Origin of the sequence: Candidatus Photodesmus blepharonis (genome assembly GCF_000731795.2) — a bacterium.
Taxonomy (GTDB): Bacteria; Pseudomonadota; Gammaproteobacteria; order Enterobacterales; family Vibrionaceae; genus Vibrio; species Vibrio blepharonis.
The window spans coordinates 1-19,790 of record NZ_JGVK01000009.1 but is presented as its reverse complement, the minus strand read 5'-3'; the positions used below and the strand labels follow the sequence as shown (position 1 = coordinate 19,790).

Sequence of the window (19,790 nt, the reverse complement as noted above, 5' to 3'; positions counted from 1 at the left end):
TATGTGCTTAATAATACAAAGTTTGATGTAATTGTTGTTGGTGGTGGACATGCAGGTACAGAAGCAGCACTCGCCGCAGCACGTATGCAACAACATACGCTGTTACTTACTCATAATATTGATACTATTGGACAAATGTCCTGCAATCCTTCCATTGGTGGTATAGGTAAAAGCCATTTGGTTAAAGAAGTTGATGCGATGGGAGGAGTAATGGCTCAGGCTATTGATCATTCAGGTATTCAATTTAAAATTTTGAATTCCTCAAAAGGTTATGCAGTTCGTGCAACGCGAGCACAAGCTGATCGCTCACTTTATAAAAAGTATATTCGTAATATTTTGGAAAATACTCCTCACTTGTTTCTCTTTCAACAGACTGTTGATGAACTCGTTATTAAAAATGGAAAAATTACTGGTGTTATTACCCAAATTGGTTTCAAACTCAACGCTCCAGCTATTGTATTGACCGTTGGTACATTTCTTAGGGGAAAGCTACATATAGGTATGAAAAACTTCTCAGGAGGTCGCTCAGGAGATCCTGCATCGTTTAATTTAGCCAATTATTTTCAAGAATTACCTTTTAACGTTCAGCGTTTAAAAACAGGCACACCACCACGCATTGATGCACGAAGTGTCGATTTTTCGGTTTTGAAGGTACAGCACGGGGATAGCCCCACTCCTGTGTTTTCCTTTTTAGGGAAAAGTAATCAACATCCAGATCAAGTTCCCTGTTTTGTTGCTCACACTAATAAGAATACTCATAATATAATTCGTTTGAATCTTCATCAGAGTCCTATTTATACAGGCTCAATTAAAGGAATTGGTCCACGCTATTGTCCATCAATTGAAGACAAAATTGTGCGCTTTCCTGATAAAAGGAATCATCAGGTCTTTATTGAACCAGAGGGATTAAATACTCAAGAGCTCTACCCTAATGGAATTTCCACTAGCTTACCATTGGATATCCAAATTCAAATGGTTCAATCGATAGAAGGGTTTGAACATGCCCATATTACTCGTCCTGGTTACGCGATTGAATACGATTTTTTCGATCCTCGTGATCTTAAACAAACATGTGAAACTAAATTGATCCATGGTTTATTTTTCGCTGGTCAGATCAACGGTACTACAGGTTATGAAGAAGCAGCAGCGCAGGGTTTGATAGCCGGTATAAATGCAAGTTTATATAGCCAAGGAAAAGAAGGGTTCAATTTACGACGCGATCAAGCATATATAGGTGTATTAATCGATGATTTATCGACTATAGGTACAAAAGAACCATATCGTATGTTTACATCACGTGCTGAGTATCGTCTGTTGTTACGTGAAGACAATGCTGATATACGCCTCACTGAAAAGGCGCGTGATTTAGGCCTTATTAGTGATGTTCGCTGGCATAGATTTAATGAGAAACTAAATAATATTGAGCTTGAAAGGCAACGTTTAAAAGATATTTGGATTAATCCTAATTCAAAAGAAATCGATAAACTCAACGATCTGTTCAAGCAACCTATATCTCATGAAGTAAACGGTGAGGATTTATTGCGTCGTCCCGAAATTAACTATGCGAAATTAACAGAGTTAGAAAGTTTCACTCCAAAGCTGAAAGATTCACAAGCGTCTGAACAAGTTGAAATTCAAATAAAATATGAAGGTTATATTTTGCGTCAGAGAGATGAAGTTGAGAAGTTACTTCGTAATGAACACACAAAATTACCACTCAATCTTGATTATAAAAAAATGAAAGGGTTATCGAATGAAGTAGTTTCAAAGCTTAGCGCAAGAAAACCTGAAACAATTGGTATTGCTTCAAGAATTCCTGGAATAACGCCCGCAACGATCTCAATTTTACTTATTTATCTAAAAAAACAAGGAATTTTGAAGAAAATCAGGGAAAAATAGAATGAATTTCTTAAGAAAAAGGCTTGATCAACTGTTGGTTAAACTTAATTTAGAAATCAGTGAAGATCAACGGAATCAATTATTTGATTATGTTAAGTTATTAAATAAGTGGAATCAAGTTTATAATCTAACATCAGTGCGCGATCCTATGGAAATGCTGACTAAACATATTCTTGATAGCCTTTCCGTAAATACTTACCTTAAAGGAGAACGTTTGATAGATGTAGGAACTGGTCCAGGTTTACCTGGTATTCCGCTGGCAATTATAAATCCTAATAAGGAATTTGTTTTGTTGGATTCCTTAGGAAAACGCATACGTTTTGTTCAACAAGTTCAATATGAACTTAGCATAAAAAATGTAGTTCCCATTAAAAGTTGTGTCAAAGAGTTTCAACCAGAAGAAAGATTTGATGGCGTACTTAGTCGTGCATTTGCTTCAATGTCCAGAATGGTTGAATGGTGTTATCATTTACCAAAACTGGATTCTGGTGTATTTTTAGCGCTAAAAGGTCAATTACCACGAGATGAGATTCTCGCACTTCCAACATGGTGTTCTGTTGTTGATATAAATTTTTTGGAAATTCCCGAATTAGAAGGTGATCGTCACCTTGTAATTTTATCACGCAAGGTATAACAACGAGGTATGTTTGTGGGAAGAATTGTAGCTATCGCCAATCAAAAAGGTGGTGTAGGAAAAACAACAACTTGCGTTAATTTAGCAGCTTCAATGGCTGCTACTAGACGTAAAGTATTAGTCGTGGACCTTGATCCTCAAGGTAATGCTACTATGGCTAGCGGTGTTGACAAATATCGAGTTGAAGCTACCGTTTATGAGTTACTAGTGGAAGAGGTATCTTTTGAGGAAGTAGTATGTCGAAAAACGTCTGGCCATTATGACCTAATTGCATCTAATAGTGATGTGACTGCAGTTGAAATTAAGTTAATGGAAGTTTTCGCACGAGAAGTGCGTCTTAAACACATTATTGATCCAGTGCGTTGCGATTATGATTTTATTTTTATTGATTGTCCTCCCTCTTTAAATCTTCTTACGATTAATGCTATGGCTGCTGCAGATTCAGTTTTGGTACCTATCCAGTGTGAATACTTTGCTCTTGAAGGTTTAAGCGCATTAATGGATACCATTAGCAAGCTTGTAGCAGTAGTAAACTCGAATCTAAAAATTGAGGGTTTGTTGAGAACTATGTACGATCCACGTAATAGACTTTCAAGTGAAGTATCCGATCAATTGAAAAAACACTTTGGCCAGAAAGTATACCGAACAGTTATTCCTCGTAATGTTCGTTTAGCTGAAGCACCGAGTCATGGTAAATCTGCTATGTATTATGATAAATATTCATCAGGTGCTAAAGCATACTTGGCTTTAGCTGGAGAAATGCTGCGCCGTCAAGAGATACTTGCATAAATTAAGGAATGCGATCATATGTCTAAACGTGGTTTGGGAAAAGGGCTAGAAGCTTTATTGGCTACTAGTTCATTAGTTCATGAAAAACAATATTTGATTTCTCGGAAGGAAAAATTGTCTTCAGATAGCGAACTAGTAGATCTGTCTATTTCGCAGCTTAAGCCAGGAATCTATCAACCTCGTAAGAATATTGTACCAAAGACATTGGAAGAACTAGCAGATTCAATACGATCTCAAGGTATTATCCAACCAATTTTAGTTCGTTTGATCGATCAGGATTACTTTGAAATTATTGCTGGCGAAAGGCGCTGGAGAGCTGCTAAGCAGGTAGGTTTAAAAAAAGTTCCCTGTTTGATCAAAAAGATAGAAGATCGTTCTGCAATCGCTATAGCCTTGATCGAAAATATTCAGCGTGAGAATCTCAATGTCATTGATACAGCGAAAGCTTTAGAACAGTTACAAGATCAATTTAAGTTAACTCATCAGCAAATTGCGCATGCAATCGGTAAATCTCGCGCTGCAGTTAGCAATTTGCTACGTTTAAATCAACTTGATGCATTCGTTAAAGATCTTGTTCAAAAAAAAATGTTAGAAATGGGGCACGCTAGAGCTTTACTTATGCTTGATAGGGAAAAGCAGGCTAAAATTGCAAAGATGGTAGCTAGTAAAAAATTAACTGTTCGCCAAACTGAACAACTTGTTAAAAAATCTCTTCAAGGACCATTTGAACTAGAAAAAACAACACGAGAAAGAGGAGGTATAGATACGCATCAAATTTCATATGGACTCAGTAAAGTACTTGGTGCAAAAGTTTCTATTATTTGTTCTGGAGGAGGAAAGTCAAAAATTACAATTACCCTGGATGGGTATCAGAAATTGGAGAGATTAATTGCCAAACTTAAAGCGTAAACCATTTTTTTATACGAAAGGTATATGTTTAAAATAAATATAATTTTTTATTTAGGATATTTTTGGATTGATTTATGGTATTTTTAGGCCCTGGATGGAAGTTCGCCAGGCGATTGCTGGTAATTCAAGTAGCTTCAGTTACATTTCTTTCGCTCGCCACGACGTTAATCATTGATGGTGACTGGGGGATGGCTTCTATCATCGGTGGCGGTATTTTCATTATCTCTAATGTAGTGTTTGTAGTGTGTGCTTTCTTTTTAGATGGAGCTAATTTCGCCAGATATGTTACCATTTCCTTTTATGCTGGTGAATTGCTTAAATTTATTACTACTGTTACTTTGTTTTCGGTGGTATATGTTTATGTACAAGTAAAGTTGCTTCCATTAAATTTGTCCTATATCTTACTGTCGGGTATTAATATTTTCGCTCCAGCATTCTTTATTGAGCATAGAAAGTAGGATCTATCATGGCTTCTCTAACGGCGTCTGAATATATTGAACATCATTTACAAAATTTATCTTTGGCTAAGTTGGGTGTAGTAGCTGAGGAAGCAAGTTTTTGGAACGTACATATTGATAGTTTGTTTTTTTCGTGGCTAACCGGAACGATTTTCCTTGTAATTTTTTATTCCGTTTCTCGGAAAACAACCGCTGCTGTACCGGGTAAGTTACAGTGCTTTATCGAGATTGTTGTCGAATTTGTTGATAAAAATGTAAGAGATACTTTTCATGGTACTAATTCGCTAATAGCCCCTTTGTCTCTTACCGTCTTTGTTTGGATTTTTCTAATGAATATGATGGATCTTGTTCCTGTGGATTTTTTGCCTTACCCAGCGGAACATTGGTTAGGTATTCCTTATCTAAAGGTAGTTCCTTCAGCTGACGTAAACATTACTATGGCTATGGCTATCGGAGTATTTTTTTTGATGATTTTCTACAGTATTAAGATGAAAGGTTTAAGGGGATTTTTAAATGAGTTAGCTTTGCATCCATTCAATCATCCTATTATGATCCCGTTTAATTTATTAGTTGAAATAGTATCTCTGTTAGGAAAACCTTTATCGCTTGGCATGCGTTTATTTGGAAATATGTTTGCAGGTGAAGTCGTATTTATTCTCTGTGCTGCAATGTTACCCTGGTATTTACAATGGATAGGTTCGTTACCATGGGCTATTTTTCATATTCTTGTTATTACAATTCAAGCTTTTGTGTTTATGATGTTGACAATTGTTTATATGTCAATGGCATATGATAGTGAACAATAACTTTATATATTTTGTGGAGATTAGAAAATGGAAACTGTTTTAAGCTTTTCTGCAATTGCGGTAGCGATTATAGTTGGTATGTGTGCTGTTGGTACAGCAATCGGATTTGCTATTCTTGGTGGTAAATTTTTAGAAGGGGCCGCGCGCCAACCTGAAATGGCTTCTATGTTACAAGTTAAAATGTTTATCATTGCAGGCCTATTGGATGCGGTTCCAATGATTGGTATTGTGATTGCGTTACTATTGACATTTGCAAATCCATTTGTTGGTCAATTATCTAGTTAATATTTTTGCTAGCAGGGTGCTATCTTTCTGATTCATGCTAAGTCTAATTATGAAGGAGAGGCTGTTTTGAATATGAACGCAACTATATTCGGTCAAGCTGTTTCATTTGCAATGTTTGTGTTGTTTTGTATGAAGTACGTTTGGCCGCCGATAATTCAAGCTATTGAAGAGCGTCAAAAAGAAATTTCTAATAGTTTGTTAGACGCAAAGCGTGCTGCTCAAGAGTTAGATTTAGCAAAATTAGAGGCATCTTCAAAAATAGAAGAAGCAAAACAAACGGCAGCTAAGCTTCTTGAACAGGCGAATGAGCGAGGAGCTCAGATCGTTGCTCAAGCATGTAAGGAGGCCAAGATGCAAAAGAAAGAAATGCTTCTTCAAACAAAGGCTGAAATTGAAGTTGAACGTGTTCGTCTTCTTAGTGAATTACAAAAACAAGTTGCTGCTTTAGCAATCTTTGGTGCAGAGAAAATCTTGAAGCGCACTATTGATGATAATGAGCAAAATGATATTTTGAATAGTATTATCAACAAGCTTTAATTTGGAGATGTATGTCTAATTTTAATACAATCGCACGTCCTTATTATAGAGCTGCGTTTGACTTCGCTCTGTCTAATGAGAAGCTAGACGAATGGTCCGAAATGCTTCTCTTTGTTATGAAAATTTCTAATCGCAGGGAAGTTAAGGATTTGATTGCTTGTTCGCTTCCTATACCTCCCTTATCATTAGCAGAAATACTTATCTCGATTTGCGGAGATAGGCTTGATGTACATAGTTGCAATTTAATTAGAATTATAGCAAAAAACGGGCGACTTAAGATTCTTCCAGATATTTGTGAAGGTTTTTTAAATTTGAAAAAAAAATATGAAGGAAAAATAGATGTTGATGTATTGTCAGCAGTTAAGTTTTCCAAAAATCAACATAAAGATATTAGCAACAAACTTAGTCGACGTTTTAATTGTAAGGTTCAGCTGAATTGTAGTGTGGATAAAACTCTGATCGCTGGGATTGTTATTCGAGCAGGAGATTTAGTTATTGATAATTCAGCAAGTGGCTATTTAAGGCGTATGAGTGATATATTGCAATCTTGACGGAGGTTGGAGATGCAACTTAATTCTACAGAAATTAGTGATCTCATTAGGCAACGTATTGAAGCTTTTGATGTCGTTGGTAACGTTCGAAATGAAGGTACCATAATTTCGGTAAAGGATGGTATTATCAGCATATATGGTCTGGTGGATGTCATGCATGGTGAAGTGATTACGCTGTTAGATGGACGTTACTATGCTTTAGCACTCAATTTGAATCGTGATTCAGTTGACGCTGCAGTGATGGGATCTTATACCGAACTGAAGGAAGGTATGAAAGTTACAGGTACTGGTCGTGTTTTTGAAGTACCGGTTGGTCGCGAAATGCTTGGCCGCGTAGTAAATACTTTAGGTAAGCCTATTGATGGAAAAGGTTCAATCAAAACGAAAAATTTTGCTCCCGTTGAGGTTATTGCACCAGGTGTAATTGAGCGTAAATCAGTAGATCAGCCTCTTCAGACTGGTTACAAATCAATTGATTCAATGGTTCCAATTGGTCGAGGCCAACGTGAGCTTATAATTGGTGATCGTCAAACTGGTAAAACAGCTATAGCTGTTGACACTATAATTAATCAGAAAAATTCTGGTGTTTATTCTATCTATGTAGCAATAGGTCAAAAAGTATCGACTGTTGCTAATGTAGTTAATAAGCTAGAAGCTTACGGAGCTTTGCGTAATACTATTGTTGTTGTCGCATCTGCTTCTGAATCTGCAGTTTTACAGTATTTATCACCATATTCTGGTTGCGCGATGGGTGAGTATTTTCGTAATCGTGGGGAAGATGCGTTGATTGTTTACGATGATCTTTCAAAGCAGGCTGTTGCATATCGTCAAGTTTCTTTGTTACTCAAGCGTCCTCCTGGTCGGGAGGCGTTTCCGGGTGATGTTTTTTATCTCCACTCTCGTCTGCTTGAGCGTTCCGCTCGTGTAAATGAGGACTATGTTGAAAGATGTACCAATGGTAGAGTAAAAGGTAGAAGCGGTTCTTTAACTGCTCTTCCTATAGTAGAAACGCAGGCAGGTGATGTTTCGGCATTTGTGCCAACCAATGTTATTTCAATTACTGATGGCCAAATTTTTTTGCAAACGGAATTGTTCAACGCAGGTATTCGTCCAGCGCTAGATCCAGGTATATCAGTTTCTCGTGTAGGCGGATCAGCGCAAACTGAGATCATCAAAAAATTATCAGGGGGAATTCGTACTGCATTAGCTCAGTATCGTGAATTGGCTTCTTTTGCTCAGTTTTCATCCGACCTTGATGAATCAACAAAAAAACAGCTCACGCATGGTCAAAAAGTTACAGAGTTGATGAAACAGAAACAGTACTCTCCAATGTCGGTGTTTGATCAAGCACTTATTATCTTTTCATTAGAGCGTGGTTATCTAGAAGATGTTGAAATTAGTCAACTTCCAAATTTTGAGGTTGCTCTGTTATCTTATGCTCATGACCAACATGAAGATATCATGACTAAAATTAATAGGACTGGTGTATATAATGACGAAATTGAAATTCAGTTTCGAAAATTGCTTGATGGTTTTAAATCAACTCAAATTTGGTGAAATGGTTTGAAGTGTAGATGAATCTATTGATTAATGAAGGGCAAGCATGGCTAGTGTCAAAGAAATACGTGATAAGATCAGCAGTGTTAAAAGTACTCAAAAGATCACTAAAGCAATGGAGATGGTAGCAGCTTCTAAGATGCGTCGTTCTCAAGATGTGATGAGGATGACTCGCCCATATTCTGAAGCCATAAGGGAGGTTGTTGCTCATGTAGCTAGTGCAGCTTTAGAGGATCGTCATATATATCTAGAAGAACGTGATGTTAAACGTGTTGGTTATATCATTGTGTCTACAGATCGTGGTTTATGCGGAGGTTTAAATATTAATTTATTTAAAAAAGCTGTTTGTGACATGCAAGTACGAAGTAAAGATAGCATTGAAATTCAATTGGCCGTTATTGGTTTGAAAGCAATAGATTTTTTTAGCAAAAATAGTTCTATACAGATTATTGCTCAAGTTTCAGGTATAGGCGATACTCCACTACTTAAGGATTTAATCGGTACTATTGGTGTAATGTTGCAGAAATATGGTAAGTCTGAGTTGGACCGTTTATTTGTAGTTTATAACCGTTTTGTTAATACTATGCTACAAGAAGCGGTAATTGAACAACTCCTTCCTTTTCCTAAACTTGAGAGTAAAAAAATGGAGAATGCGTATTCGTGGGATTATATTTATGAACCTAAATCTAAGGTTTTACTGGATGCGTTGTTAATGCGTTATCTAGAATCACGGGTTTATCAGGGAGTAGTTGAAAATCTTGCTTGCGAGCAAGCAGCTCGCATGGTCGCAATGAAATCCGCAAGTGACAACGCAAGTAATTTAATTGAGGACTTAGAACTTGTACACAATAAAGCCCGTCAGGCGATAATAACGCAAGAGTTATCTGAAATTGTATCAGGTGCAGAAGCAGTTTAAATTTATGAATTTAGGGGATTAAATGACTACAGGTAAGATTGTACAAATCATTGGTGCAGTAGTTGATGTGGAGTTTTTGCGTGGGGAGGTGCCAAATGTGTACGATGCCTTAAATGTTCTTGATTCAAAAGAGCGTCTGATTTTAGAAGTGCAGCAACAGCTTGGTGGCGGTCTAGTTCGAACAATCGCAATGGGTGTTTCCGATGGTTTGCGTCGTGGTTTGAGGGTAAAAAATACAGGCAGTCCTATTTCTGTACCAGTAGGTAGTGTAACTCTTGGTCGTATTTTTAACGTTTTGGGTGACGTCATCGATGGACGTGGTGAAGTTGACGCAAAGGAGCGTTATGCTATTCACCGGGAAGCACCAAGTTATGAGGAGCAATCTACTGAAATGCTTCTTTTAGAAACTGGTGTTAAGGTTATTGACTTAATCTGCCCGTTTTCAAAAGGAGGGAAAATAGGCTTATTTGGTGGTGCCGGTGTAGGAAAGACCGTTAATATGATGGAGCTTATCAACAATATTGCATTACAACATTCTGGTTTATCTGTATTTGCAGGGGTTGGGGAACGAACCCGAGAGGGAAACGATTTTTATTTTGAAATGCAAGAAGCTGGAGTTGTAAACATTCAAAATCCTGAACAATCAAAAGTTGCAATGGTTTATGGTCAGATGAATGAACCACCAGGTAATCGTTTGCGTGTTGCATTAACTGGTTTAACAATGGCAGAGCGTTTCCGAGATGAAGGTCGTGATGTACTGCTATTTATTGATAACATTTACCGCTACACGCTTGCAGGAACAGAGGTATCAGCATTGTTGGGTCGTATGCCTTCTGCTGTTGGTTATCAACCGACCCTTTCTGAAGAAATGGGAAAGTTGCAAGAACGTATTACATCAACTAATAGTGGATCCATTACGTCTGTTCAGGCTGTATATGTACCAGCAGATGATTTGACTGATCCATCTCCAGCAACAACGTTTGCACACTTAGACGCAACAGTTGTACTTAACCGCAATATTGCAGCTATGGGATTATACCCAGCGATTGATCCGCTAGATTCCACATCTCGTCAGTTAGATCCTTTAGTGGTAGGTGAAGAGCATTATCGTGTTGCACGTGGCGTTCAGCAGGTTCTTCAGCGTTACAAAGAGCTGAAAGATATAATTGCTATTTTAGGAATAGATGAGTTATCTGAGTCTGATAAGCAGATAGTATCTCGTGCGCGTAAGATCGAACGCTTTTTAACTCAACCTTACCATGTAGCGGAAGTATTTACCGGTGATAAAGGGATTTATGTACCTCTTAAAGAAACTTTGCGTGCTTTCAATGGCCTGTTATCTGGTGAATACGATGATGTTCCGGAACAAGCATTTATGTATTGTGGCACAATTGATGACGTTTTTGTAAATGCTAGAAAGTTAACTGGGTAAACAATATGTCAGTAAGAACTTTTCATCTAAATGTAGTGAGTGCTGAAAGACAACTTTTTTCTAATCGTGTCGAAACTTTTCAGGTCAGTGGTAGTGATGGAGAACTAGGTATTTTTTTCGGTCATGCTCCTCTTTTGAGTGCTATCATTCCAGGAATAGTACGAATAGTAGTGAAGCGAGGTATAGAAGAACATTTTATCTACGTATCCGGCGGTATACTTGAAGTTCAACCTGGCATTTCGACTGTCTTAGCTGACACTGCTATCCGCGGCGAGGAATTAGATATAATTAAGGTTCAAGAGTCTAAGCGCAAAGCTGAGGAAAATATTAATAATTACAATGGGAATATCAATTTTGCAAAAGTGGCTACTGAACTCGCGAATGTTATGGCACAACTACGAGTGATTGAGTTGACTAAAAAGCGTTATTGATTAGGTTTCTAAATGAAATTCAGTGCTGTAGTGCTTGCTGCTGGTGAAGGTGCTCGAATGCAATCTCGTTTGCCTAAGGTTTTACACTTGCTAGCAGGTAAACCGATGGTGAAGCGTGTGATTGATACGTGTAATGCCTTAGGTGCTCAAAATATTTATTTAGTCTATGGTCATGGTGGTGCTTTGATCCAGAAAGTGCTATCGAAAGAGTCTGTTCATTGGGTATTGCAAGGCGAACAGTTAGGTACCGGTCACGCATTATTTCAAGCTTCTTATGAGTTTGGAGACGATGAAACGATATTAGTTCTCTATGGTGATGTGCCATTAGTTACTGAAGAAACTATAACAAATTTGTTAAAAGCTCAGCCTGTTGGTGGAATAGCATTGCTCACCGTGATTCTTGAAGATCCTGTTGGATATGGACGCGTAATTCGTTCTAATCGTTCTGTTGTTGCCGTTATTGAGCAGAAAGATGCGAATGAAGAGCAAAAATTAATTAAGGAAGTAAACACTGGAGTGATGGTTGCCACCGGTAGGGATCTTAAACGTTGGCTCACTTTCATAAATCATAAAAATTCCCAAGATGAGTATTATCTGACAGATATTATTGCCACTGCATATAATGAGGGTAGTATTATTCAAGCTATACATCCAATTAGTTCTATTGAAGTGCAGGGAGTAAATAATCGCCTACAGTTAGTACACCTAGAGCGTGCGTTCCAATTAATGCAAGCAAGTAAATTGTTGGATGAAGGGGTGATGATACATGATATTACACGCTTTGACTTACGTGGTGAGCTCCTTTGTGGAGTCGATTGCGAAATTGATATCAATGTACTTATAGAAGGTAATGTATTTCTTGGAGACAATGTCATAATCGGTGCTGGAAGTGTGCTAAAAGATTGTAAAATAGATAATAACACTATAATTCAACCGTACAGCATTATCGAACGTGCAACAGTTAGTACAAATTGTGTTGTTGGTCCATTTGGTCGTTTACGTCCAGGTTCTGAACTGCTGAATGGTGCTCGAGTTGGCAATTTCGTCGAATTGAAAAACACTCGTTTAGGTGAAGAATCTAAAGCTAACCACTTAACCTATTTAGGTGATACAGAAATAGGTCAGCGTGTCAATGTTGGTGCTGGGGTAATAACGTGTAATTATGATGGTGCAGAAAAACATAAGACAATTATTAGTGATGATGTTTTTGTCGGCTCTGCTTCTCAGCTTATTGCTCCAATTCATATTGCGGATAGAGCGACTATTGCTGCAGGTACGACTCTTACTAAAGATGTGAAGGAAGGTGAGTTAGTAATTACTCGTAGTAAAGAGCGAAAAATATCTGATTGGAAACGTCCATCAAAGAAAAAATGATTTCTGAATCATATCTTTTTATAACTCTATGATTGAACAGTTCTCAAAGCTTTCTAAATGCTTCAGAAAATAAAGAAACTTTTTTCCAGTTGGTATACTCCTTTTTTTGATTAACATAAATTTTACCATCAGTTATCATCATAATAAAAATGATCATTAATCGATCAAAAAATCCATATTTTTGATAGTCAAGAGAACCAGCAAAAACACCTATAAGTTTAGGTTTCCATGGAGATTTTTTAAGAAATGTCTTTATGTAAGTGTTGTTTTCCGGTGTATCTTTTCTTTTTTTTTCTTTTCTTGCAGTTAAATTTACGCAAAAAAAAGCTCCTTTGCTTTCTTGAAGTTGTTCTATGTTCATATTAATAAAGCGATATAATTCTTTTCTTAAATGACCATAATGAACAGAAGCACCAATCAAAACTTTTTCGTATTCAAGTAAGTCTATTTTTTTTGTGTTATGTATATTGAGTGTTTCACATTCTAGATCTATCAATTTTTTATCTATGTAGCGGAGTATTTTTTTCGTTTGTCCTTCGCGACTTGAATAAAGAAACAGAGATTTCATTGTGTGCACTCCTAAGAATCATGCATAAAAGTTAATGGAGTAATTAATTTAAGTTAAATGGACAATCCACCTTATCTAAATTACGAACAAAGAGCATGCTAACACTTTTGTACTTAATCAAAGCAGATAGAAAATAATAAAAAATTCAGATTTTTCCTTTTTTAATCCAAAATTGATACGGTAATTCTTGTGCTTGAAATGAAAGTAGTTCATGATTCATAAAACGGCAGAAATTCGGAATATCGTGTATCATTAATGGATCGTCAGATTTTACCAGCAAAACCTCTCCATTTTGCATTTTTCTTATTTTTCTCCTTATTAGCATGATGCCATCTGGACAACGGAGCCCTGCTGTTTCAAGAGTGTGATTTGTGTGTTTAAGTTTTAACTTCATTATAAAGGAAATGGCTGAATAGGGGTTAATTACAAAAAACGCTTTTAAACTTAATAGTCATTACTAAATTATGATTTTGGATTTATTGTATTCGACACTCTTTTCCATGTTAGTTATCAAAATTGATTTTTTTTCAATTTCAGTGTAATGTTTAATTGCGTCTTTACTGTCTATTGTTGGAAAAGTGCTAGCTACTCTCATCTATACACCCTATCCCCTACTTTGTTTTTTACATTAGAAAAAAATAGTTTTTCTGGAGTCTATTGTTTTTAAAGAAGCTTAAAGTATTGGTCTATAATTGTTTCAGTATGAATTCTCATCTATCATTGTAAAGGTTAGTTGATTGATTTGATAGTTTAAAAGTTTTTAAAAATTGAAGATGAGATTGTTGGTAGTTTTTTACTAGATTATTCAGGTTTATTGATTATGGGTGCAATTAGAGTGTTGATTGTTTTCGGTACTAGACCAGAAGCTATCAAAATGGCTCCAGTAGTAAAAAGGTTAGAGCAAGACAGTCGTTTTGAGGGTGGAGTTTGTGTTACTGGCCAACATAAACAAATGCTTGATCAAGTACTAGATCTCTTTGATATTAGTCCAAGCTATAATTTAGGAGTGATGAAGTCAGGTCAGGATCTAACGGATATTACTTCAACAATTCTTCTAGAATTGCGTGATGTTTTTGAAGATTTTAAACCAGATTATGTTTTAGTGCACGGTGACACTGCCACTACACTTTCCGCTACTTTAGCTGCGTATTACAAGAAAATAAGAATAGGGCATGTTGAAGCAGGTTTGCGAACTAACGATATTTATTCTCCATGGCCTGAAGAGGGAAATCGTAGGATAGCGAGTTGTTTGGCTAATATTCATTTTGCTCCGACTGATATTGCTCAGGCGAACCTTTTAGCTGAAAATATTTCGAAAGATAGTATTGTTGTCACTGGTAATACTGTTATTGATTCCTTGTTTATGGTTCTGAGAAAAATGAAGGAAAATGATGAACTGCGTTACACTTTATCTCAAAGGTTTCATTTCCTTACTGAAGAGCGTCGTATAGTTTTAATTACCAGTCATCGTAGAGAGAGTTTTGGTGATGGTTTAGCAAGAATATGCCAAGCATTAATTAAGCTTGCTGATCATTATACTAATGTTGATTTTGTTTATCCTGTTCACTTCAATCCAAATGTTCGTGAGCCGGTGAATCATTTTCTTTCTAACCGATCGAATATCTTTTTGATTGAACCACAGGATTATCTTCCTTTCGTCTATTTGATGAATCGTTCTAGTATTATTCTTACTGATTCTGGTGGTATTCAAGAGGAAGCCCCATCGCTTGGTAAGCCTGTTTTAGTTATGCGTGATACAACGGAACGTTTTGAAGCTCTTCAATCAGGAACTGTTAAACTTGTTGGAACAAGTGTTGATGTGATTTTTCGAGAAGTTTCAAAGCTATTAAGCGACAAAAAAACTTATGATTTGATGAGCTTGGCACATCATCCTTATGGTAATGGCTCCGCCTCTGAGCGCATCATTCAAGTAATGTGCGATATGAGCAAATAGCTACTTTATCAATTTTAGTTGTTTTAAAAATGTTAAGTTGTATTTCGAGTGGTAGCGGATTGCACTTTTGCAATACCAAATAAAGTGTATTGAAAATATTTTCCGATTTTGATGTGATGCGTAATGAATCCCTTTTATGTGTGGATAATAAACAATATCGATACCGATTCTATTCGCTCGAGTGCAAATATCAACATCTTCAAAATACATAAAGTAGTTTTCATCGAATCCTCCAAGTTTTTGATAGCAAGATATGTTAAAAAGTAGGAAGGAACCCGAAGCCCAATCAACTATTTTTGGAGTAGTAATTTTACTTTTGTTGTAGAAGTCGTTTCTTTTTAAACCAAATATAGATTTGATAGGAGTCAATGGTTTTGGGTACCGTCTAATAGAATTTTCATGTGTTGTGAAAGTTGGATCTTTGAATAAATTTATTGTAGAAACGTTGTTTTTCATTTTAATAGTGACATCAAGTAGTTTATTAATTTCATTTAATTGAATTTGTATATCTGGATTTAATACTAGAAAATAATCGGATTTTTTTATTTTGAATTTTGAGTTTATATGGGTAAAAACTTCGTTATTATTAGTGCCAAAACCCTGGCGTTTCTTTCCTTGTAGCAAGTGTATTCCACTATCTTCGCAGTAGTTTATTAACTCACTAGTAGCTACTGTATTGGATTTAATAAAAACTGTATGAATACTAGCCAAGTTTTTAAGCGTTTCATTAGAATAAATTATTTTGTCATGGTTATGATTTACAACACAGATGAAAAGCGCCATTTTTTATCGAGTCTATATTGGTTGATTCTGAAGTAGTTTAGCTGCATGATGTATTTAAACATAGTTAGAGAACTCTCTGATTATAAGTATTTTTTCAAAAGCATGATAATCCTCTGTGGTTTAAATTGTTAGTTATTTCTTAGGTTGATATCCTGTTGGAGCTTCCAGCAGTATTTGCTTTATGCATTCTATGTCAAATGTATGGCAGCAATTATCAAGCTTTTCTAGAAGATTTACCATTTTCTTGAAACTCAACTTATCTTCTAATGCGGTTAATATTTTTTTGTGTTTGGTTCCTTCAACGTTTGAACCTATAAGTAGTTCTTCGTATAGTTTTTCACCTGTTCTCAATCCTGTAAATGAAATTTCGATATCACCATCTTCATTATTGTCGTCTATATATTCATTCATACCCATTAGGTTAATCATGCGTTTAGCTAAGTCTAAGATTTTGATTGGTTCTCCCATATCAAGTACAAAAACTTGTCCATTATTGCCCATCGCTCCTGCTTGAATTACTAGTTGGGCTGCTTCAGATATAAGCATAAAATAACGAGTTATATCAGGATGTGTGACCGTAACCGGTCCACCTTGTCGGATTTGTCTTTTGAATAGTGGTACTACGGATCCAGATGATCCTAAAACGTTACCGAATCGTACCATAGTGAAGATTGTACTGGTTTTTTTATCAGAAAGTGTTTGTAGTACTAATTCTGCCATCCGTTTGCTTGCTCCCATGATATTTGTTGGACGTACCGCTTTGTCTGTTGAAATGAAAGTGAAGTTTTGTACTTTAGTGGCAATGGCCGCGTTAGCGCAGGATAAGGTACCAAATACGTTATTTTGTATCCCTTCAATAATGTTTTCTTCTACTAGTGGTACATGTTTATAGGCTGCAGCATGGTATATAGTTTCAATGTTGTGTGACGACATTAATTTAATAAGGCGATTTTCCTTTTGTACAGAACCTAATGCTGCAACGATTTTAGTATTAAGTTTAAGGCTATTTTTGACTACTCTAAGTTCTTGGTCAGTTGAATATAAGTTGTATTCATTAAGTTCAAATAGAACAAGAATTGATGGGTTTTGAGTTAAAATTTGTCGGCAAAGTTCTGATCCTATTGATCCTCCAGCACCAGTAACCATGACATTTTTACCTGTGATGTTTTTTTTAAGTAGTTCTTTATCTGGGTCTACAGGAGTTCTACCCAATAGATCAGCTACATCCAAGTCTTTTACTTCTGTAGCAATTGCTCTTCCAGTTGCAATATCTTCAACAGAAGGTACAGATTGCACTTCTATTGGCCAATGTGATAATTTTTCAACTAGTCTAAGACGTTTTCCTTTATTAATGTTATTGATGGCGAGCAAAAGTTTTACTGGTTGGTACAGTAATCTAAGGTTGTCAAATTTACTTGAGTGATAAACTTTTATTCCGAACATAATCTGACCGTCTTTGTTTACATCGTCATCAAGCAATATAGCAGGATGATATTCGTTGCCTTGAATTAGGGCATAGGCAAGATCTCGTCCAGTTGCTCCTGCTCCGTAGATAAAAACATTCGGTTTTTGGCGTTTATAGTAATGATAGTAAAGAGTACGTATTACTATTCTTGGTCCACCCAAAGAAATAATGGCAAGCCCAAAGTAGATAAATGGGACGCTTCGAGGTATAAAAGAATGTAAAAAAAAACTACTAATGGCGAGTGTAAGAGACGAAATGGATATGACTAAAAATATATATTCTACAGTTGGAAGCATCATGTATCTCAGTATTGCTCTATACATATCTAATTTTATAAAGAAATAAATTGTTACACTTAACGTTACTAGCAATGTGGCAATTTCTGCTAGACTTATATGAAATGTTAACGAACCTATACGTAGGGCAATAGCTGTATAGAGTGAAACGATTATGGCGAAAGTGTCATAAACAATATTAATAAGGTATTTATTTTTTCTGGTTATATTGAATAAATAGTGTACTGGAGAGAGCATGAAGTACCTTAACCTAATATAAATATATACTTGTTTAGTTTTATCTGTAGATTTAAATTTTAAATGCTTTGTTTATTGACTTTATTATAGATAGCTTTAGTTTTCATAGCTAGTCTTCATACAAGAGTATTTCTTTTATTAATGTATTTGGATTTCAATTCTTGATGCAAGTATTTTCAAATGTATAGAATAGGTTTTATCGGTTCTATCAAGAGGTCTTAGAGTGAAAATATTAATCACTGGAAGCAGTGGATTCGTGGGTTCACGTATAGTGGAATTAGCAATAGATAAAGGTTTTGAAGTTGTAGCTCAGGTTAGAGGAAAAAATAGAGACCCAGTAAATGGTATTCAAGTTGTTGCTACTGAAATAGACTCTAATACTGATTGGAGTAGCGTTTTTAACGATATATGCTGTGTGGTGCACTGTGCAGCTTGTGTTGTTCAAATGAAGAAGTTGGAGCGGTGTAATGCTCTTGCTTCTTATCGAGCAGTGAACACAGAAGGTACTTTAAATTTAGCCCGTCAAGCCGAACGAGGTGGTGTAAAAAGGTTTGTTTTTATTAGCTCGATTAAAGTTAATGGTGAGTTTACGAAGCGGGGGATACCTTTCAATAGCAAAATTTATTTTAAACAAAATAGAGAGCCTTATGGCGTGAGTAAATTAGAAGCAGAGATTGGATTACGCCATATAGCTAAAGCGACTGGATTAGAAGTGGTTATAATTCGTCCACCATTGGTTTATGGAGAAGGAGTAAAAGGTAATTTTTATAATTTGATGGAATTAATTTATAAGGGATTTCCGTTGCCTTTTGGAGCTGTCTATAATCAGCGTAGCTTGGTATATAGAGATAATTTAGTTGATTTAATTTTGCTTTGTTGTTACAGCAAAGACGCCATAGGGAAAACTTTCTTGGTATCTGATGGACTGGATCTATCGACTACACGCTTGATAGAAATAATTTCAAAGGCAATGGGTAAGCCGTGTAGGCTTTTTCCCATCCCCGTAACATGGATAGAGTGGGGAGCTAAAATGCTTGGTTGGCATCAGATATTTCAAAAAATTTTGGGTAATCTTCAGGTTGATATTTCTGATACTAAGCGAATGTTAAGTTGGGAACCTCCTATTTCTTATGAGGAAGGTATTGTTAGAACTGTCGATTCATATTTAAATGACAGAGTGTTACCTTAATTTAAGATCTCTTGTTGGAAGATATACGATGATTCGTTTTTTAGATTTTTTTTTATCGTTTATAGGGTTGGTTATTTTGTTTCCAATCTTTATACTAGTTTTCGTAGTTAGTTATTTTTTTACAGTATCTCCAATTTTTCTACAAACTCGGGTTGGTAAAAATCAAAAAGCGTTTACGCTGATTAAATTTCGTACGATGCCTGTGGAAACACAATCAATTGCTACTCATTTTGTTGATTTGAACTCTGTAACTAAGCTAGGTATTTTTCTAAGAAAGACTAAGCTCGATGAGCTTCCTCAACTCATTAATGTTCTAAGAGGAGAGATGAGTTTGGTAGGTCCTAGGCCATGCTTACTTAGTCAAATAGAGCTTATTAAAGAACGTGAGCTTAGAGGGGTATTTTCTGTTTCTCCAGGTATTACGGGGCTAGCACAAATAAAAAATGTTAATATGTCAACTCCAAAAAAACTTGCTAAAATAGACCAAAGGATGATTCAGACTATGTCTTTAAAACTATATTTATATTATATATTACTAACAGTCTTTAGCAAAGAAGATTTCTGATAGCGTCAACTGACTATATTAAAAAGGAAAAAGGCTACTGTATAAGTTGTGAGTAATATAGTTTACTTTAGTGGTGAGGTATCTGAGTTTTATTTTTCAAAAATTATATTCAGATTATAATGACCTAAGTCAACAATGTAGTAAGCGAAAAAAAA

The 19,790-nt window shown here is 35.9% G+C and carries 21 protein-coding genes; 17 read left to right on the top strand and 4 right to left on the bottom strand.

Going from position 1 to position 19,790, the window contains the following annotated elements; translation table 11 throughout:
• Positions 1–3 precede the first annotated feature (3 nt).
• The 14 genes from mnmG (at position 4) to glmU (ending at position 12,578) form a co-directional block, all read left to right on the top strand.
• Positions 4–1,899, top strand: a complete 1,896-nt coding sequence (mnmG, locus tag CF67_RS01685) for a tRNA uridine-5-carboxymethylaminomethyl(34) synthesis enzyme MnmG (RefSeq protein WP_034413577.1) — start codon at positions 4–6, stop codon at positions 1,897–1,899.
• Position 1,900: 1 nt separating this feature from the next.
• Positions 1,901–2,533 carry a 16S rRNA (guanine(527)-N(7))-methyltransferase RsmG gene (rsmG, locus tag CF67_RS01680; RefSeq protein ID WP_034413574.1) on the top strand — a complete coding sequence of 211 codons (633 nt, stop codon included), beginning with the start codon at positions 1,901–1,903 and terminating at the stop codon, positions 2,531–2,533.
• A gap of 15 nt (positions 2,534–2,548) precedes the next feature.
• Positions 2,549–3,322: a ParA family protein gene (locus tag CF67_RS01675; RefSeq protein ID WP_034413687.1), complete on the top strand. Its 774-nt coding sequence runs from the start codon at positions 2,549–2,551 to the stop codon at positions 3,320–3,322.
• 18 nt (positions 3,323–3,340) lie between these two features.
• Positions 3,341–4,231 carry a ParB/RepB/Spo0J family partition protein gene (locus CF67_RS01670; protein WP_034413571.1) on the top strand — a complete coding sequence of 297 codons (891 nt, stop codon included), beginning with the start codon at positions 3,341–3,343 and terminating at the stop codon, positions 4,229–4,231.
• 74 nt (positions 4,232–4,305) lie between these two features.
• Entirely contained in the window at positions 4,306–4,689 is a 384-nt protein-coding gene (locus CF67_RS01665; protein WP_034413569.1) for an ATP synthase subunit I, read from the top strand.
• A gap of 8 nt (positions 4,690–4,697) precedes the next feature.
• The gene (gene atpB, locus CF67_RS01660; RefSeq protein ID WP_034413566.1) at positions 4,698–5,495 is read left to right on the top strand and encodes a F0F1 ATP synthase subunit A; all 798 of its coding nucleotides are present in this window, start codon (positions 4,698–4,700) and stop codon (positions 5,493–5,495) included.
• A gap of 27 nt (positions 5,496–5,522) precedes the next feature.
• The gene (atpE, locus tag CF67_RS01655) at positions 5,523–5,780 is read left to right on the top strand and encodes a F0F1 ATP synthase subunit C (protein ID WP_034413565.1); all 258 of its coding nucleotides are present in this window, start codon (positions 5,523–5,525) and stop codon (positions 5,778–5,780) included.
• 66 nt (positions 5,781–5,846) lie between these two features.
• Positions 5,847–6,317, top strand: coding sequence for a F0F1 ATP synthase subunit B (locus tag CF67_RS01650; RefSeq protein ID WP_034413557.1), 471 nt, complete (start codon positions 5,847–5,849; stop codon positions 6,315–6,317).
• An 11-nt stretch (positions 6,318–6,328) separates the two neighbouring features.
• Positions 6,329–6,868 (top strand): F0F1 ATP synthase subunit delta, encoded by a 540-nt coding sequence (locus tag CF67_RS01645; RefSeq protein ID WP_034413555.1) that lies wholly within the window; start codon positions 6,329–6,331, stop codon positions 6,866–6,868.
• Between the two features lie 12 nt (positions 6,869–6,880).
• Complete coding sequence (gene atpA / locus CF67_RS01640; protein WP_034413553.1) at positions 6,881–8,425, top strand: F0F1 ATP synthase subunit alpha; 1,545 nt, start codon at positions 6,881–6,883, stop codon at positions 8,423–8,425.
• Between the two features lie 46 nt (positions 8,426–8,471).
• The gene (atpG, locus tag CF67_RS01635; protein WP_034413551.1) at positions 8,472–9,341 is read left to right on the top strand and encodes a F0F1 ATP synthase subunit gamma; all 870 of its coding nucleotides are present in this window, start codon (positions 8,472–8,474) and stop codon (positions 9,339–9,341) included.
• A 22-nt stretch (positions 9,342–9,363) separates the two neighbouring features.
• Positions 9,364–10,773, top strand: coding sequence for a F0F1 ATP synthase subunit beta (gene atpD / locus CF67_RS01630; protein ID WP_034413549.1), 1,410 nt, complete (start codon positions 9,364–9,366; stop codon positions 10,771–10,773).
• Between the two features lie 5 nt (positions 10,774–10,778).
• Complete coding sequence (locus CF67_RS01625; protein WP_034413548.1) at positions 10,779–11,204, top strand: F0F1 ATP synthase subunit epsilon; 426 nt, start codon at positions 10,779–10,781, stop codon at positions 11,202–11,204.
• 12 nt (positions 11,205–11,216) lie between these two features.
• Positions 11,217–12,578, top strand: coding sequence for a bifunctional UDP-N-acetylglucosamine diphosphorylase/glucosamine-1-phosphate N-acetyltransferase GlmU (gene glmU / locus CF67_RS01620; RefSeq protein ID WP_034413546.1), 1,362 nt, complete (start codon positions 11,217–11,219; stop codon positions 12,576–12,578).
• Between the two features lie 43 nt (positions 12,579–12,621).
• On the opposite strand, the gene hemG is transcribed toward glmU, so the two are convergent.
• Together hemG and tusA are read right to left on the bottom strand one after the other, a co-directional pair.
• Complete coding sequence (gene hemG / locus CF67_RS01615) at positions 12,622–13,146, bottom strand: menaquinone-dependent protoporphyrinogen IX dehydrogenase (RefSeq protein WP_034413545.1); 525 nt, start codon at positions 13,144–13,146, stop codon at positions 12,622–12,624.
• A gap of 145 nt (positions 13,147–13,291) precedes the next feature.
• On the bottom strand, positions 13,292–13,540 hold the full coding sequence (gene tusA / locus CF67_RS01610) for a sulfurtransferase TusA (protein ID WP_034413542.1): 249 nt from the start codon (positions 13,538–13,540) through the stop codon (positions 13,292–13,294).
• A gap of 426 nt (positions 13,541–13,966) precedes the next feature.
• On the opposite strand from tusA, the gene wecB reads away from it, so the two are divergent.
• Positions 13,967–15,100, top strand: coding sequence for a non-hydrolyzing UDP-N-acetylglucosamine 2-epimerase (gene wecB, locus CF67_RS01605; protein ID WP_034413539.1), 1,134 nt, complete (start codon positions 13,967–13,969; stop codon positions 15,098–15,100).
• Here wecB and CF67_RS01600 read toward each other — a convergent pair whose 3' ends face one another.
• Complete coding sequence (locus CF67_RS01600; protein WP_034413536.1) at positions 15,101–15,883, bottom strand: glycosyltransferase family protein; 783 nt, start codon at positions 15,881–15,883, stop codon at positions 15,101–15,103.
• 132 nt (positions 15,884–16,015) lie between these two features.
• Entirely contained in the window at positions 16,016–17,881 is a 1,866-nt protein-coding gene (locus CF67_RS01595) for a polysaccharide biosynthesis protein (protein ID WP_034413534.1), read from the bottom strand.
• Positions 17,882–18,104: 223 nt separating this feature from the next.
• On the opposite strand from CF67_RS01595, the gene CF67_RS01590 reads away from it, so the two are divergent.
• Together CF67_RS01590 and CF67_RS01585 are read left to right on the top strand one after the other, a co-directional pair.
• The gene (locus tag CF67_RS01590; protein WP_034413531.1) at positions 18,105–19,070 is read left to right on the top strand and encodes an NAD-dependent epimerase/dehydratase family protein; all 966 of its coding nucleotides are present in this window, start codon (positions 18,105–18,107) and stop codon (positions 19,068–19,070) included.
• 28 nt (positions 19,071–19,098) lie between these two features.
• Positions 19,099–19,635, top strand: a complete 537-nt coding sequence (locus tag CF67_RS01585) for a sugar transferase (RefSeq protein WP_034413528.1) — start codon at positions 19,099–19,101, stop codon at positions 19,633–19,635.
• Positions 19,636–19,790 lie beyond the last annotated feature (155 nt).